11 protein-coding genes are annotated in these 16,911 nt (G+C 50.7%); 6 read left to right on the forward strand and 5 right to left on the reverse strand.

Annotated features, from left to right (window positions below):
* Positions 1–3 precede the first annotated feature (3 nt).
* Positions 4–1,716 (forward strand): 2-isopropylmalate synthase, encoded by a 1,713-nt coding sequence (leuA, locus tag H8L47_RS17080; protein WP_186954892.1) that lies wholly within the window; start codon positions 4–6, stop codon positions 1,714–1,716.
* Here the strand turns inward: leuA and pdxR are convergent, their stop codons facing one another.
* Positions 1,717–3,219: a MocR-like pyridoxine biosynthesis transcription factor PdxR gene (gene pdxR / locus H8L47_RS17085; RefSeq protein WP_186954801.1), complete on the reverse strand. Its 1,503-nt coding sequence runs from the start codon at positions 3,217–3,219 to the stop codon at positions 1,717–1,719.
* 102 nt (positions 3,220–3,321) lie between these two features.
* On the opposite strand from pdxR, the gene H8L47_RS17090 reads away from it, so the two are divergent.
* The 5 genes from H8L47_RS17090 to H8L47_RS17110 all read left to right on the forward strand — a co-directional run bounded on the left by H8L47_RS17090 (position 3,322) and on the right by H8L47_RS17110 (position 8,637).
* On the forward strand, positions 3,322–3,783 hold the full coding sequence (locus H8L47_RS17090) for an OsmC family protein (RefSeq protein ID WP_186954802.1): 462 nt from the start codon (positions 3,322–3,324) through the stop codon (positions 3,781–3,783).
* Between the two features lie 3 nt (positions 3,784–3,786).
* On the forward strand, positions 3,787–4,437 hold the full coding sequence (locus H8L47_RS17095) for an FMN-binding negative transcriptional regulator (RefSeq protein WP_186954803.1): 651 nt from the start codon (positions 3,787–3,789) through the stop codon (positions 4,435–4,437).
* Between the two features lie 23 nt (positions 4,438–4,460).
* Complete coding sequence (locus tag H8L47_RS17100; protein WP_186954804.1) at positions 4,461–4,925, forward strand: GNAT family N-acetyltransferase; 465 nt, start codon at positions 4,461–4,463, stop codon at positions 4,923–4,925.
* Between the two features lie 140 nt (positions 4,926–5,065).
* The gene (locus H8L47_RS17105) at positions 5,066–7,141 is read left to right on the forward strand and encodes a M13 family metallopeptidase (protein WP_186954805.1); all 2,076 of its coding nucleotides are present in this window, start codon (positions 5,066–5,068) and stop codon (positions 7,139–7,141) included.
* A 200-nt stretch (positions 7,142–7,341) separates the two neighbouring features.
* Positions 7,342–8,637, forward strand: coding sequence for a GspE/PulE/PilB domain-containing protein (locus H8L47_RS17110; protein ID WP_186954806.1), 1,296 nt, complete (start codon positions 7,342–7,344; stop codon positions 8,635–8,637).
* A 35-nt stretch (positions 8,638–8,672) separates the two neighbouring features.
* Here H8L47_RS17110 and H8L47_RS17115 read toward each other — a convergent pair whose 3' ends face one another.
* From H8L47_RS17115 to H8L47_RS17130, 4 genes are read right to left on the reverse strand one after another with little or no spacing between them, the layout of a single operon-like run.
* Positions 8,673–9,527, reverse strand: a complete 855-nt coding sequence (locus H8L47_RS17115) for a hypothetical protein (protein ID WP_186954807.1) — start codon at positions 9,525–9,527, stop codon at positions 8,673–8,675.
* 20 nt (positions 9,528–9,547) lie between these two features.
* Positions 9,548–11,374: a CHASE2 domain-containing protein gene (locus H8L47_RS17120; protein ID WP_186954808.1), complete on the reverse strand. Its 1,827-nt coding sequence runs from the start codon at positions 11,372–11,374 to the stop codon at positions 9,548–9,550.
* 21 nt (positions 11,375–11,395) lie between these two features.
* Complete coding sequence (locus H8L47_RS17125) at positions 11,396–14,587, reverse strand: two-partner secretion domain-containing protein (RefSeq protein WP_186954809.1); 3,192 nt, start codon at positions 14,585–14,587, stop codon at positions 11,396–11,398.
* Entirely contained in the window at positions 14,584–16,908 is a 2,325-nt protein-coding gene (locus H8L47_RS17130; protein WP_186954810.1) for a CHAT domain-containing protein, read from the reverse strand. Before H8L47_RS17130 ends, H8L47_RS17125 begins: the two co-directional genes overlap by 4 nt.
* Between the last annotated feature and the right edge of the window lie 3 nt (positions 16,909–16,911).

A 16,911-nucleotide genomic window follows, 5' to 3' on the forward strand; every position in this document is an offset into this window, starting at 1 on the left:
AACATCATGATGAGTAATCCAGCTAAAAAATATCAACCATTCCCCACTATCGCTTTGCACGACAGGCAATGGCCCAGCCGCAGCATCACCAAAGCGCCGATATGGATGAGCACGGATCTGCGCGATGGTAACCAGGCGCTGATAGAACCTATGGATGCAAAGAAAAAACTCAGATTCTTTGAAATGCTGGTGAAGATAGGCCTCAAAGAAATTGAAGTCGCATTCCCTTCTGCATCAGAAACTGATTTTGCCTTTGTGCGTAAACTCATAGAAGAGCAACGCATACCGGATGACGTGACGATAGAAGTATTGACGCAATCACGCGAAGACCTGATACGCCGCACTATAGATTCTGTGCGCGGTGCCAAGCGTGCGATCGTGCATTTGTACAATCCGATAGCACCGGCTTTCCGTCGCATCGTCTTTGGAAAATCGCGCGAAGAAGTCAAACAGATTGCCACTGAAGGTACACGCCTCATCAAGCAACTCACAGATGCCATGCCTGAGACCGAATGGGTATTTGAATATTCACCAGAAACCTTCAGCATGGCTGAGCTGGATTTTTCCAAGGAAGTCTGTGACGCCGTTGCCGCCATCTGGCAGCCTACCGTTGAACGCAAGATGATCATCAACTTGCCGACCACGGTCGAATGCGCGACGCCAAATGTGTATGCCGACCAGATCGAATGGATGAACAGGAATCTTGCGCAACGCGATGCCATCATCCTCAGCGTACATCCACACAATGACAGGGGCACGGCAGTCGCCGCCGCAGAGCTTGCTGTCATGGCCGGTGCTGACAGGGTTGAAGGCTGTTTGTTTGGAAATGGCGAACGCACTGGCAATGTTGATCTCGTCACACTTGCCTTGAATTTGTACACCCAGGGTGTTGATCCCGGCCTCGATTTTTCTGACATCGATAGCGTCAGGCAGTGCGTGGAAGAATGTAATCAATTGCCTGTGCATCCACGCCACCCTTATGTGGGCGATCTGGTGTTCACCGCGTTCTCGGGCTCACACCAGGATGCGATTAAAAAAGGCTTCGCTCAGCAACAAAAAAACGCTATCTGGGAAGTGCCTTATTTACCGATAGACCCGGCTGATCTTGGTCGCAGTTATGACGCTGTGATACGCGTGAACAGCCAGTCTGGCAAGGGTGGCATGGCTTTCTTGCTAGAGCAGGAATATGGCATCAGCATGCCAAGGCGCATGCAAATTGAATTCAGCCGCGTCGTCCAGGCAGTAGCCGATGATAGCGGCAAAGAAATGACAGCACAGCAGATATACCAGATTTTCAGCGACAGCTATCTCGCGCCAGCAACACCCATCAATTATCAAGCTCATCATGCAAACCCTGTCCTGCATCACAGGACATCACCATCTGATCCGGCACAAGTATCCTTGCATGTCGATCTGCTGCACCACGGACAGCCACAAGCTATCCAGGGTACAGGTCATGGTATTGTTGAAGCACAGATCAATGCCTGCCAAGTACTTGGCTACCAAGTCAGGATCATTGACAAGCAAGAGCAGCAAGTGACACAGCATGCTCGTTCACAGTACATCAGCATCATCGAAGCACGCGTCAATGATGGTAGTAGCCAGCATGGCGCAGGCATTGCAGACGATGCAGCAACGGCCACCATGCGCGCCATCATCAGTGTGATCAATCGTCATGCCAATTCTGGTGCTGTCATGCAGATGATCGCTGCCTGATCACAAAGCAGTGACTTTGAAGAGCGTAGCGAGCTTGCTGACGCTGTGCTCTATCTCAGCACAAGTCAGTGAAGCAAAACCAAGTAACAGGCCGCCATGACTTTCGGCCGGTCTGTTTGTTTTCCCGGGCACATCAGCGTAGTGCCCCAAGCCACGCAACTCCAGTCCAATTTCTTGCCCGGCTTCTATGATCTGCTCTTCATCAAAAGCCATTTTAAAATGCACAGCCAGATCAAGCCCGCCATCTTGCGCACCACAAAGCAATTCATCTCCCAATTCTTTTTCCAGACAGCTCACCAGGCATGCCTGGCGTTCGGCATATACTTTTCTGGTACGCTTGATATGCCTGCCGAAATGGCCTTCTGCAATAAAGTCGGCTAGCGTCATTTGCGGCATGATGCTGGTGTGTTTATCGATGACAGCCTTGGCCTGTATCATGGGCTCCAGCAATTTTTCTGGCAAAACCAGATAGCCGAGCCGCAGGCCAGGAAACAGTACCTTGGACAAAGTGCCGACATAAATGACGCTTTGATGTGTATCCAGACTTTGCAAGGATGCCAGCGGTGAGCTGCCAAAACGATATTCACTGTCATAGTCATCTTCGACTATCCATACTGCATTTGCCTGTGCCCATTCGAGCAAGGCCATGCGCCTTTGCAGGCTCATGGTCATACCCAATGGCATTTGGTGCGATGGTGTGACGAAAGCGACTTTCGCATCGGGATAATGCATCGCTGCATACGCAACATCCATGCCTTCATCATCGACAGGTACGGCGCAAATATCGGCTTGCGCGGCATGCAAAGCAGCCGTCGTGCCACGATAGCACGGGTGTTCAACGACTGCCTTCTCACCCGGGTCCAGCAACATGGTACTCAGTAAATACAAGGCCTGTTGCGAGCCAGATGTGATGAGGATTTGTTCTGGCGCACAGTTCACACCACGCGCCGCCTTCAAGTAAACCGCCAGTAGCTCACGCAAAGCCTGGTGACCAGCAGGATCGCCATAGCCTAGTTGTCCTTTTGGGTGACGACAATGGCGTGCTTCCAGCCTCGCCCAGATATCGAAAGGAAATAGATCCAGGTCAGGCATGCTGACCCTGAATGCTCTTACACTGCCCTGATGAAAGCGCGTGCTGCCGCGGGGGTCTATATGCTGAAGTCCGCGTTTTGAAATCCTGCCCATCACCTGTGTCGCAGGCAGATTGGTAAGCTGTGCTTTGCTACGTTCGGCAATAGCAGGTAAGTCTTCATTCACAAAAGTACCCTGCCCTACTGACCCACGCAAATAACCTTCTGCCAGTAATTGGTCATAGGCATTCAAGACCGTTTGCCGGGAAATACTCAGCACCTGACAAAACTCCCGGCTGGGTGGGAGCTGCATACCAGGCAGCATCTGGCCTACCAAAATGGCTCTTCGTATTTCGGCATACAACTGCCGGTACAAGGGCAGCTCACTTTTTCTATCGAGAACAATACCGGCAATCATCTGAGAAATATGCATGCTTACACCAAATTGGCATTCTTATTTTTAATAAAATTGGTACTTTTCAATAACCAATACCAGGAATAAGATTAACGCAAATTCACCGCATAGGAGTAACAAATGCATCAATACCAGGCAACAATTTTATGGGACCGTGGCGAACAGGTATTTAGCGACAATCGCTATAGCCGTGCGCATGCATGGGAATTTGATGGCGGCCTGGTGGTGCCAGCGTCTTCATCCCCCTTATCCGTCCCTGTACCCATGTCGGTAGAAAAAAATGTTGATCCGGAAGAAGCGCTGGTCGCCGCGCTAGCTTCTTGTCACATGCTGTTCTATTTATCCTTTGTTGCCAAACGTGGCTATGTGCTAGACCAATATCGCGACCTGGCGATAGGCGTCATGGAAAAAAATCCCCAAGGGAAGACCGCCATTACCTGCATCCATCTGCGTCCGCAGGAGAACTACGGTGGAGACAAGCAACCAGGCTTGCAGGAACGTGAAGAATTGCATCATATGGCGCATGAACACTGTTATATCGCCAATTCCATTAATGCCGAAGTCATCATAGAAATCGAGTAGCCCATGTACATGCCCAGTCATTTTTCTGAAGAACGTATTGAAGTCTTGCATGCCCTGATACAGGCGCACCCACTGGCTGCACTGGTCAGCTTGCAGGATGGCGAACTGGAGGCGAATCACATTCCCTTCCTCATCTCAGCACCAACGGCAGAGGCACCGCATGGCGTCTTGCGTTGTCATGTCGCCCGCAATAACCCGGTCTGGCAAAGTGCAGCTTCCAGTCAGGATGCGCTATTGATTTTCCAGGGTGCGCAAGCTTATATCAGCCCGCGCTGGTATGAAGAAAAGCAGCGCAGTGGTTCTGTCGTGCCGACCTATAACTATGCAGTCGTGCATGCGCATGGCCCCATGCGCATCGTCGAAGACAGACAAGAATTTTTGCGCCTGCTTAGCGATCTCAGTGACAATTTTGAGCGGAAGTTCGACCAACCCTGGAAAGTCAGCGATGCCCCAGCAGAATATGTAGACAGAATGATGGACATGATCGTTGGCATAGAAATCCCGGTACGCCGCATCAGCGGAAAATGGAAAACCAGCCAGAACAAAAGCACGCAAGACAGAGTGAATATGGTGGATGGTTTACGTGAAAAGCAGGACCCTGCCTCGCACGCGCTGGCGGATGTCATGGAGCAGCAATTGTTTGAATCTGAATAAAAATCAAATCATAAGGAAAAGAAATGAGTAAAGTCGCGGTCCGTGCCGTCACCAAAGAAGATTTCGCCAACTGGTCCGTCTTGTGGGAAGGCTATAACCAGTTCTATGAACGTACAGGCCCAAATGCCTTGCCAGAAGCAGTCACACTCAGGACATGGAGCAGGTTTTTTGATGGCTATGAACCGGTGCATGCCCTGGTGGCTGAGTTGGATGGCCGCCTGGTCGGGCTGGCACACTATCTGTACCACAGGACTACCAGCCGCATTGAAGCCAGTTGTTATTTGAATGATTTATTCACCAGCCCGGATGTGCGTGGTCAAGGGGTAGGCCGCGCCTTGATAGAGGCGGTATATGAACAGGCAAAGCTGGCTGGTTCTACCGTGGTGTATTGGCAAACGCATGAAACCAATGAGACGGCGCAAAAACTGTATAGCCAGGTAGCAGACAGGTCAGGATTTATTGTTTACCGAAAAAGCCTGGCCCAATAAATAAGGGTGAACACAAATATTGCTGTCAACCTCACTTTTGCCGTTCTGCAGCATAAGTTTCTCTAAATTCTCTGAACTTTAGAGAAATTCAAGCATCTACCACTCTTTCCTCTCAACAAGCTTCATAGCCAGGACATACCATGTCACGTACCCTGATTTCTCTCGCTCTTGCCAGCCTGTTTACAAATATGCTGGCAACACCCGCCCTTGCACAAAATGCAAGTTCTGGAACTGACAGCACGGTCGCTGCGCACAAACTGCAATCTGGCATAGACTTGCAGTGGATAGACAAGTCCGTCAGACCTCAGGATGATTTTTACCTGCATATGTCCGGCAAGTGGCTGGCAACTGCTGAGATACCGGCGGACCGTGGCCGTTTTGGTTCATTTGACCAGTTGCGTGATCTCTCTGAGCAAAGGTCTTATGACATCATCCAGACCCTGGCTGCGAATAAGCAGCTCGCCGCTGGTTCAAACCAGAAAAAAATTGCTGATCTGTTCAATAGCTTCATGGATGAGGCTCGTGCAAATGCACTTGATATCAAGCCATTGCAAGGCCATTTCGCCCGCATTGATGCACTCACAGACAAGGCAAAACTGCCCACCTTGATGGCAGAACTCAGTAAACTGGGCGTGAACATGCCCGTTGCGATCGGCATTAATCAGGATGCGCGTGACTCTAGCCGGTACGCGGTATATCTGAACCAGAATGGCCTGACCATGCCAGACCGTGACTATTATCTGAAGCAGGATGATGCCAAGTTGCAGGGTTTCCGCGAAGCCTATCTCAAGCATCTGGAAAAAATGCTGGGCATGAGTGGGCAGGCCAAGCCTGAACAGGGGGCCGCAGCCATCATGGCGCTCGAAACCGAGATTGCCAAGGTGCAGTGGACCAAGGTAGAAAACCGTAACCCAGTCAAAACCTATAACAAGGCAGACCTGAAACAGCTTGAGCAATTACTACCTGGCTTTGACTGGGCCGCCTATTTCAGCGCCAATGGCATGGCAGGCAAAATGGATTATGTCATCGTGCGTCAGCCTGAATTTTTCAGCGGCCTGGGCAAGATCATCGCCGCCACGCCGCTCGATAACTGGAAGACTTACCTGAAATGGCAAACCCTGAATGCCTACGCGCCTTTCCTCAGCCAGCGTTTCGTCGATCAGGATTTTGAATTTTCCAGCAAGACCTTGCGCAGCGTCCCTGCTAACCAGGTACGCTGGAAGCGCGGCGTCGGCCGTGTGGAAGAAGCCCTGTCAGAAGCACTGGGGCAATTGTATGTAGAAAAATACTTCCCTCCTGAGAACAAGGCGCGCATGCAAACCATGGTCAACAATTTGATGTTGGCCTATAAGCAAAGTATAGAAACCCTGAGCTGGATGAGCCCTGAAACCAAGAAAGAAGCGCTGGCAAAACTGGCCAAATTCAATCCCAAGATAGGTTACCCGGATAAATGGCGTGACTATAGCAAGCTGGACATCGCCAAGGATGATCTGGTCGGCAATATCATACGTGGCCGCGAGCATGAATATCAGCGTCAGTTGGCAAAACTGGGCAAGCCTGTCAGCCGCACTGACTGGGGCATGAGTCCGCAAACCGTGAACGCTTATTACAATTCACGCCAGAATGAAATTGTCTTCCCGGCAGCGATATTGCAGCCACCTTTCTTTAATGTGGCAGCCGATGACGCCGTCAATTATGGTGGCATAGGTGCCGTCATAGGGCATGAAATCAGCCATGGTTTTGATGATTCTGGCAGCCAGTCAGATGGCGACGGTAATTTGCGTGACTGGTGGACCAAGGATGACAAGGCCAATTTTGGTAAACTGACGGCAGCCATGATCGCCCAATACAATGCCTATAGCCCGCTACCTGGCTACAAAGTTAACGGCGCGCTGACCCTGGGTGAGAATATTGCTGACAATTCAGGCTTATCGATTGCCTACAAGGCCTATCAGATTTCACTGGGCGGCAAACCTGCTCCCGTGATTGATGGCTACACTGGCAACCAGCGCGTCTTCATGGGTTGGGCACAAGTCTGGCGTGGCAAGTCACGCGACGGCGAAACCATACTCAGAGTGAATACTGACCCACATTCACCCTCCATGTTCCGTGGTAATGGCCCGCTGGTGAATCTGCCAGAATTCTATTCTGCCTTTGGTGTCAAGGAAGGTGACAAGATGTATGTCGCGCCAGAAAAGCGTATCACCATCTGGTAACTAAAAATCAAGCAAAGGGAGCAAGGAACGCTCCCTTTATTGAGAAGAAAACCATAAGATCTCCATACTTTCCACCAAGCCAATTATTAACAACAGACTTTTACAAAAAACGCGCTGAAGCTTATCAGTGTCGCAATGACGACACGGCCTGTCTGTGGCAAAATAGCTGGGATTGAAAATCCATCGATGAAAGCATATTTATGAGTTTTGTACGCCGTATCCAGCAAGATCAGTATGATGTCTATGATAAAGAGGACGTGCATGCTCGCTTACATTTCTTCAAGAATCTGCAAACCATCACGAATGCCATTCATTCAACCAGTAATATCGAGCAGATCATGCTTGATTTATCACAAAGCATTTGTGAACTGTTTGATTGTGAGCGCCTCACTCTATACTCAGTCAATTACAAGAAAAATGCCATAGAATCCAAGGTCAAGACTGGCTTGACCTCATTCAAGGATTTTGCCCTGCCTATTTCAGAGAAAAGCGTCGCTGGCTTTGTCGCGATGAGCAAACAGACCGTCAATATTCTGAATGTGTATGACGAAGCCGAACTCAGAAAACACTCCCCAAAACTGGAATTCTTGCGCCGTGTTGATCAACGTACCGGTTTTCGTACCAAGCATATGCTGGTTGGCCCGCTGATTCATGAGCAAAGCAATGAATTGCTGGGTGTGCTGCAACTGATTAATAACCGCAATGACTGCCAGTTCCCGCCATTGCTGGAAGAAGGCTTCAAATACCTGCGCAATACCCTGGCTGTCGCCTTTGCCCAGCGCCTGATGTCACCGCAGGTCATCCATACCAAGTTTGATTCACTGATCAAATCGTCGATACTGTCCATACCTGAACTGGGCCTGGCCGCGCGTGCAGCCCGCCGCAAGGGTGTCGATGTGGAAGAAATCCTGATTGATGAATTTGAAGTCAGCCCTGCTGATATAGGTAATTCTCTGGCGACTTTCTTTGAATGTGAATACCAGCCATTTAAAGAAGACCGACCACGCCCTGAAGCGTTGAAAAACTTCAAGCGTGCCTATGTCGAAGACCATCACTGGCTGATCCTGGAAGAAAATGCAGACAGTCTGCTTGTCATGACGACCGACCCTGAACGCGTCATGGCTTCGCGCATTGTTCATAGCCTCTTTCCTATTGCAAAAATCCAGTATTGCGTGACGACGCAAAAAGAGTTCAGGCAAACCGTAGATCAGTTCTTTGGCGATGCAGAAAATCTTGCTGCAGTAGCTGAGCAAAACGTTCAGGATGCGATAGATACCGTGTCTGCATCTGAAAAAGCTTTGCTGGCGCAAGTCCGGGAAACCATACAGGAGGCTTTTGCCAAAAATCACCCTGAATTCCAGATCGATGTGCGTTCGCGCGAAGATAAAACCGTTAGTCGCATGCACAAGGACGGTTCAGTGCAACGCATTGCTGGCCAGGTCATCGTGGATTTCCATGTCGATTTCCTCGATACCGGGATGAATACAGCTGCATAAAAAAACGCCACTTAGTGGCGTTTTTTTATGGTAGCTCAGGGTGCGGTTTCAGACATTTTTTGCAAGTCGGGGCGCTGTTTTGCGATCAATTGCCATACTTGCCTGGCCTCGGTGAAGGCGCGCTTGCCTTGCAACATGGCCGCATACATGACCCACTCTTCCACTGCCGCAGCGTCTGCAGGTTTCAGATCGTTAAGGGTAGCGATCTCTGCCTTGCTGGCCAGTTTAAATTCTGCCTTGGCTGTACTGGTCTTGCCATCCTTGGCTGAAACATAGCTGACTTGCCAGCGGTAAGTTGCCCCATCTTCCAGCTTCACTTTCTCTGGCAACTGCCAGTTATTCTCTCTGATTTTTTCGCTGAAAATAAGTTTTTCATCCATGTCGTGGATGCTGATATCAAATTCTGCCGCCTCTGCGGATATCCAGTTGAATACCGGACGGCTGCCCATCAATAAAGAATTGTTTTCTGGCGTAACGGCAACAATACGTGGTGGCAGTTGGCGCATGCGTACCGCACCGGCAATCACGTTGCTGGTTTCTGCGGCGCGCACCAGTTTTTCTGCCATGGGTTTAACCACGGCTTTTTGTCCTTGTACACTGACGACACCATCTTTCTCTACTGTGACGGTAGCAGGCCCAGTCAGCTGATATACCGCACGTGTGGCATACAGGGACAATGAAGCCTTGGCACCTGCATCCAGCGTGATTTGCATTTTAGGTTGCAGGTAGGCCAGCAGTTGCAATTTAGAGCTGACCCCATTGACTTCCATCTTGCCATTTCCCTGCACATCCAGAACCATACCCAGAGCAGCTTGTGCATGTGCTTGCCCGCTGATAAGCGCAAACACCGTCATTGATATCGCCAACCAACTACGCATTATTGTCTTCATCTTCATTACCTTCCAAAATTTTATGCCAACAAAGGTTGCCAGCCATACACGGCTATGGCAGAGCGGCCCTTGAGATTTTTATCGCCCAGAGCAATCAAGGCATCTGCTTCTGCCAGACTGGCGAGCACCGTCGCCGAACAAACGACAGGATACCCTACATCCTTGCACAAGCCTTCGATCCTCGCCGCTGTGTTGACGGTATCACCAATTGCGGTATATTCATGTCGTTCGGCTGAGCCGACCTGGCCAATCACCGCATCCCCGGCGTGCAGGCCTATGCCTATCTGCAAACTAGCCTTGCCTTCTGCCTGCAATTCCTCATTCAAAATGCTGAGCGCGGCCAGCATGTCACGCGAAGCATTGAAGGCATTTTGCGCAGGATTGTCCAGTTTTTGAGGAGCCCCAAAAAAAGCCATCAAGCCATCACCAATAAATTTATCGATGGTGCCACCATGATCATGGACAATTTTACTCATGACGGCGAAATAGCGATTCAAGAGACTGACCACATCCTCTGCCTGTGCATGTTCGCACAGCGTGGTGAAACCGCGTATATCAGAAAACAAGACACAGACGGGCAAACGGCGGCTTTGCGAAGTCTGATCGATCCGCCCTTCAACTATTTCCTGCATGACTGCCGGGCTGACGCGCCCAGAAAATGCCTTGCTCAGGCGCTGCTTGTCGACATAGTGCTGCCAGGCTTGCCAGGCTGAGCTACTCCCAAAAGCCAGCAAACCCGTCAACAAGACAGCGGTGGGCGGTAACCAGAAATCATATTGCATGGCGATAGTGCTAGCCAAGAGCAAACCCAAGGTTGCCATGACAAAGACCATCATTTTGATGCGTATGCTGCGCCCCAGCCAGAACAGCGCAAACAAGCCTGACAAGACAAACAAACTGACCATGCTGGCTTGCTGCAACAGTCGCTGGTTCAAGATGCTGCGCAATAACTGCGCATGAGCCAGCACACCGGGATTGGGATCATTTACAGGCAGCCAGGCAGCCAAAGATACTGGCAAATCCACCAGGTCAGTGGCATCCATGGTAGCCCCCAGCAAGACGACTTTGCCGCCAAAGCGCTGCTGCAATTCGGCCACTTTGCCTTGTTGCGCGAGTTTCAACACCTCTTGCAAGGGCACATAGTTGTAGCGTGCGCCCAGGCGATAATTGATGAGGCCAGACCAGTCCTGACGCACGCCCGCAGCTGCTGCGATTTCTGTCGCCAGGCCGCGAGCCATGCGGTCTGGCTGACAATCAGCCCCTGGGAAACGGCGTATGCGCTGGTCGCTATCCCGACAAAACTCTGCCGAAGCCACGGCCTGAAACTGATCGCCCTGCATCCCCAGCACTGCGGCATAGTCAAGCTGGATGTTGCGAAAATGTGCGTGCTTCAAGTCCCATACCTTGGCGACCACGACGGGCGTTGTTTGTATGGTTTCCAGCATTCCAGTCAACAAGGTTTTATGAAAATCCTGGGCATCCTTTCGTGTTGAGACCAGGGTATCAAAGCGTTTTTCTGGCAGACTCAAATCCATGCCGATCACCTTGGCTCCGGCCTGATTCATGAGCTTTAAAAATTTGGCCAGATGAATGTGGTTCAAGCTCAGCGGTTCGTCCACTTCATCCAGAAAGGCTTCATCTATACCGACCACAACAGGGTCTATCTTTATCTGCTGGGGAAAATATTCACGGGAAAACTTGAACTGCAGGTCAAGGATTTTATTATCAACCACATGTACTGCCGGCAGATGTAGAAAGACTATTGCCAGCACCAGCAGCATCAACAAGCCCAGCACTTGCAACAAGCGTGGCGTGAAGAATTGTGGCAGGGATGGAGTCTTGATCATGTCAGTTCAGCTTACCAGCAATCAAGGTCTTAACAGACTGGTGGCACCAGGCATTATTCCGCCGCGCCCGACAGTACTCAGGGAACTTCCACCACCAACCCGGCACAAATCAGTCAGCAGGTCTCCCAGATCATAGGCTTGCGCCGTCAGATTCAACAGACTGGCGGAAAAATCGACTTGTGGACTACTCAGCCTGATAACACCGTTCACGCCATCAGGTGCTGCAGCCTGTATCAGGTTTTTGCCGCTGCCATCAAACTTCTGCAGTGGGCCACCAAGCACCAGTTGATTGCCACTGGCGATGGTCGTGTCCACTTGTATATTAACATTGCCACCACTGCCAGCCTTGGCTACCGTGTTTGCCTGTATGAAGCCACTACGCAGTATCAGTGCTGGTGCAGTGACACCAATATCCCCACCATTAGCTCCAATGCCACCATTCCCCGCTTGCATACCAGTGACCGAAGTCGTGATTTGTGAGCGTTCAAGTATGAGTGGCCCCTTGCCCTTGATATTGATGGCACCGCCATTCCCCTGAAATGCGCTGGTGCTAATCGTACTGTCTTTCGCCAGCAGGCGATGGGTAAAACTGAGCTGTATATCGCTGGCTGCCACATTGCCACTGGCTGAAGCCGTGATCTGTGATTGCTGCAATTTGATCTCAGGCGCGTCAACAGCCAGCAGGGTTTTCACTGGCAGCTGACCAGCACTGACCTGAGCAGCATTGCGTATCGACAGCAAGCCTTGCTCCATACTCAGGCTTTCATTCGCCTTGATATTAATATTACCGGTATAGCCGCTGGAACCAGCACCCGCTTCTGAACTGATGATGGCATTGCTGTCCAGCCGGATTTTATCTGCACTCACATTCACTTCACCAGCCTTGCCTTTGGCATAGGCGCTCGACGAAATTTGCGCAGCATTGCTCATTTGCAGTTGCTTTCCAGTGACGTTCACCGTACCGGCATTTCCCGCTGATCTGCTGGTATATTCATCACCTGCATTGGCACTGCTGAATATCCCGGTGTTCAATGTCTGCACATTGCCAACTTCGCCCTTGACGGCATTGCCTGGCTCTCCATCCAGCTTGATGCTGCCAGCATTCACTTTGACGGCGCCAGCCGAACCAGTAGTATAACTAACGGTCGCAGACGATATCTGACCGCCATCCTTCAATGACAGATCACCTGAAACATTGACATCAACATTTCCAGCATTCCCTTGAGCCTGGGTACCTGCATCGCTATAAATACCAGTTGCAACTCCCTTGCCATCGACATCCAGACTTGCAGTATCGATATTGACACTGCCGCCATTGCCAACAAAACGGGTGGCCGAAGAAATTCTTGCCCCCGCTTGCATTTGGATAGTCTGGCTTGCTTTGACTGCAATACTGCCAGCGTTACCCACACCTATGGTCTCTGCCATGATACCGCTGCCATTTCCATACAAGTCCAAGGTTTTGGCCGACACATGAATGAAGCCACTATTGCCGCGCGTATACGTAGTCGTCGATATGCGCCCTCCAGCGATGATAGATAACTTTTCAGCAACGCTGACGTCAATGTCGCCGCCGTTACCACCACGAAAACTGGCAGCGGTGCGGAAATCACCGGCATCACTATAAATACCAGCTTCCAGTCCCTGCCCATCTATATGCAGGCTATTGCCAGTAAATTTGATTTTTCCAGCCTGGCCAGTGTCAAATGCCGATGTCGCAATACCGCCCTCAGACAGGATGCTGGTGGCACCACTGATATTCACATTCAGATTGCCCGCATTGCCAGCGCCACCAGAAATACTGTTAATGCCGGTAGAAACTGCATTGCCGTTAATCAGCAATTCTGCGGCATTAAGCTTGATATCGGCACCCTTCCCTGCGGAGTAGGTCGCTGTCGATATCTGCGCGCTATTGAGGATGCTCAATTTACCCTTGGCGCTTACCTCAATGTTACCGGCATTACCTGTCCCGCTATTAGTGGTACTCAAGAAACCAGTCGATGGCCCGTTAGCCTCTGCGCCATCAAGCAAAATCTCGTTGGCGCTGACGCGCACATTACCACCATTGCCCGCCGTGTAAGTCGATGAAGAAACAAGCGCACCGTTCAGAACTGCGAGTTTACCAGTCACATTGATATCGAGATTACCAGCATGACCACTATCCTCATTGGTCTGGCTGAAAATCCCGCTGAGCCTGCCCTGGCCATTCATATTGACAGCGCCAGCATCTATTTTGATCGCTCCTGCATCGCCTGTAGTGAAAGTAGAGGAAGAAATGCGGCCACCATTTTGTATGCTGAGTTGCTGGCTGGCGGCAATCAGCATGTCACCGGATTTGCCACCACCTTCTTTGGCGTTGCTGAAAATACCAGTAGGCTGACGATTGTCCTGGGCATCGATCAGAATCTGGCCTGCCTGTATGCGCAACAGATTACCATCCACATTGCCATTGACAGTAGCATTGATACTGCCGCCGTTAAGTATGTTCAGGCTGCCATCTGCTTTGGGTAAGTCACCATTGAAGCCAGCCTCAAGCTTGTTTTTTCCCACGGCGAGCAGGCGCACTGCTGCGCCGGGGACCAGTACAGTGGCGTCGTTAATGCTGATATCGCCTGCGGCAAGTGTCAATGCCTGTTGCGGGAGCAGGCTCATAATCGCACCATTCTTGATTTCTAGAGCAGCTGAGTTGTTCCCCAGGAAACCAAAAGCTTCAGGTGCCGCGGCTGACAATGTGCTGGCTTTGGCAGTATCGACATGAAAATTGCCATCAGCGAATTTCACATAATCGGCCGTACTGATGTGCAAACCAGCAGGTACATCAACGGCCGCCCCTGCGCCAAAGATCACACCAGCAGGATTGATGAAATAAAAATGTGGCTGGCTGCCTGTAGCAGCACTCAACTTCAGCAAACCATTGATATTCGATGCGGTGCCGCCAGTGACGCGTGCTATCACGTTTTGCAAAGCAGTTGTTGTCGTGAAGTTTGCCGACTCACCGCTCTCTATACTGAATTTTTTGAAGCTGTGAAATAAGTTTCCGCCTTTTGTCGTCCCCAGATTTTGCGGGACGACAAAATTACCGCTGAGATTTTGCACTGCACCGACAGTGCCATCAGTGGTAGCACCCGCCCATGCGCATGCAGACATGCTTCCAAAAGCCAGCAAGATACTTAATCTGAGCAAGCTCAAGGAGTGTGAACCGACCTTACTCATAACCAGCTCCCTACCATGATGAATGGTGCCCAGTAAAAAGGATGATTGAAATTGTTATTCTTCATCAACTTCAACTGGGCTTTTTGCAATGCCTGCGCCTTGCTCGTCGCTGGCTCTGCCAGGCTGCGATAAAACTGCCCCATCAACAAGGTGGCTGCATCGTCGGACACTGGCCAGAGTGAACCCAGTGCGCTTCTGGCTCTCGCTTTCAAGGCAGCCCCACTCAGACCCAGTGGTGCCCTGTCATCACCTTCTGCGGTTTCACAGGCGGACAGTGTCAATAATTCCAGCTCCTGGCTTTTCATATTCCCAGCCCTTAAGAATAGTTGTAGATTATCCATGGTGATCACATCATCATGGGCCATCACAAAGCTGGTATCTGCTGTCCCACCAAAGACGCCATGCGAAGCAATATGCACGATTTGGTAGTCGCCAGTTTTTACTTTCTGGCTGAATGCAGCCACGGTAAAGCCGTCATTTAACAAGGTCTGGCTAATGGTGAGTTTTTCCAGCGTACGGATTTCTTCATCGACACCAGCCAGTGCCAGCATTTGCTGTAATTGCTGATGTTGTTCTGGCTTGCTGACGTAGGGTTGAGGCAGTTTCCCTGTCATACTGGTATCTGCAGGCTTGGGGATATTGCGCAAGCTACGGGTCAGCACCGCCCTGGCGACTTGTCGCCCGTTCATGGCGGCGCTCTGCTGGTTGGCATTCAACAATTGCTCTACCATGGCATTCGGCAATTTATCCACTACAGTTCCAGGTTCACTCATACCCGCCAGCAGCGTCTTGAAACCACCCTTTTGACGAACGCGGGCATTGGTATTCGTGAGGCTCAGGGCTGGCACGACCGCGATAGCATATTTCTCTATGGCAAAGCGCTGTCCGTCATGCAAGGCGGCGAAGGGCAACAGGCGCAAGACGCCATCAGGAACGATGACCAGGGTACGTATGCCTTGCTGAGTCAACTCTGCATCGACAGGTGTCAACAGGGCTAGATACAGGCGTTTTGCCTGTGGCTGGAAGGATAAATTATCTTTCAGGTTGTTGCCAAAATCAATGACGTCCGCACGCAGTTTATTCGCAGACATAGGTAAACTATGGCGGTACATGCCCTTGCCAGTTTCCAGCAAGAGTTCCAGCCGGTCTGGCAAGACGATAGGATAAAGTATTGCTGTATCGCTGGCGAGCATGGTGCTTTTACGATTTGCCCTGGCGGTATCAACTGCACAACGGTCACCCAGATAATCCTGCAATTCGGTTTGCTTCAGTAATTCCAATATATCGCGGGCACGGCGCAATTGTGCGTTTTTGCGTTCAACATCAAGCGGATCAGAAGTTTGCAATAGCAAATCTGCCAGCCCAAGATAGACAGGTTCCAGGGTTTCACGGAAAGAGGAACGGCCATCCTGGTATTCCACCGGTATGTCGGTGCGTATAGCTTCAATGTGTTCGACTGCTCTTTGGTATGCCGCGATAGCTTCAGCAGCTTTGGCTTGTGTGCGCAGAATGCGACCATGTCGCCATTCGATATTGATGAGCAAGTCATGCACTTCCTGGCCTTGTGCTGCCAGCAGTGCCTGGTCTGTCAAAGCCAGTGCTTCGTCAAAGCGCCGGGCATCTTCATACATCTGCGCCAGTTGGTCCAGCGCTTCCAACTGCAATCGCACCTGACCAGGTTTAGTTGTCAATACACGGGCTTGCTCAAACGCCTGGAAAGCCAGCGCCTGCCCTACTGCACCTAAAGACTTGGCCTGCACGCCCAGATTCAAGCTATAGCGCGCCACTTGTACGCTGTCACCAACTTGCTGTAACCGCTGCCACAGTGTTTGCAGGTTTTTCAATTGATCAACAGGAGCTTGTTTTTTTGCATCCAGCTTATGTTGGTTGAGCCCTGCACTGACGGCAATTGCAGCATCATTTCCAGCCAGTTTCAATGCAGCGTCGTAATAATAGCGTGCCTGCCCTGCATGTCCCTGTTGCTGCTGCCAGTTTCCAAAATCGATGGCATAGCCCGCTTTATCCAGTTTGTTTTCTGCATTTTCAAAGGCAAAACTTAAATAAGGCTCCGCCTTGATCGTCTGATGCGTTTGTATATAGGTCTGGGCCAGGGCAGACGCGGCTTTAACTTTATCGCTGTTTTTTCCTGCCTTGGCATAAGCCGTTTGCAAGACACTCAGTGCCTGGTTGTAATTACCACTGGCACAGTCACGCAAACCCTTTTCCAGCGTGGGTTCGCTGGAAAAAGCAACGGTGCTTATCGAATACAATGCGAACAGACCGAGTTTCAGCATGCGCATGGCAGGTGGGGCAAATTTCATGAT

It is taken from the genome of Undibacterium umbellatum (genome assembly GCF_014284125.1).
GTDB lineage: Bacteria > Pseudomonadota > Gammaproteobacteria > Burkholderiales > Burkholderiaceae_D > Undibacterium > Undibacterium umbellatum.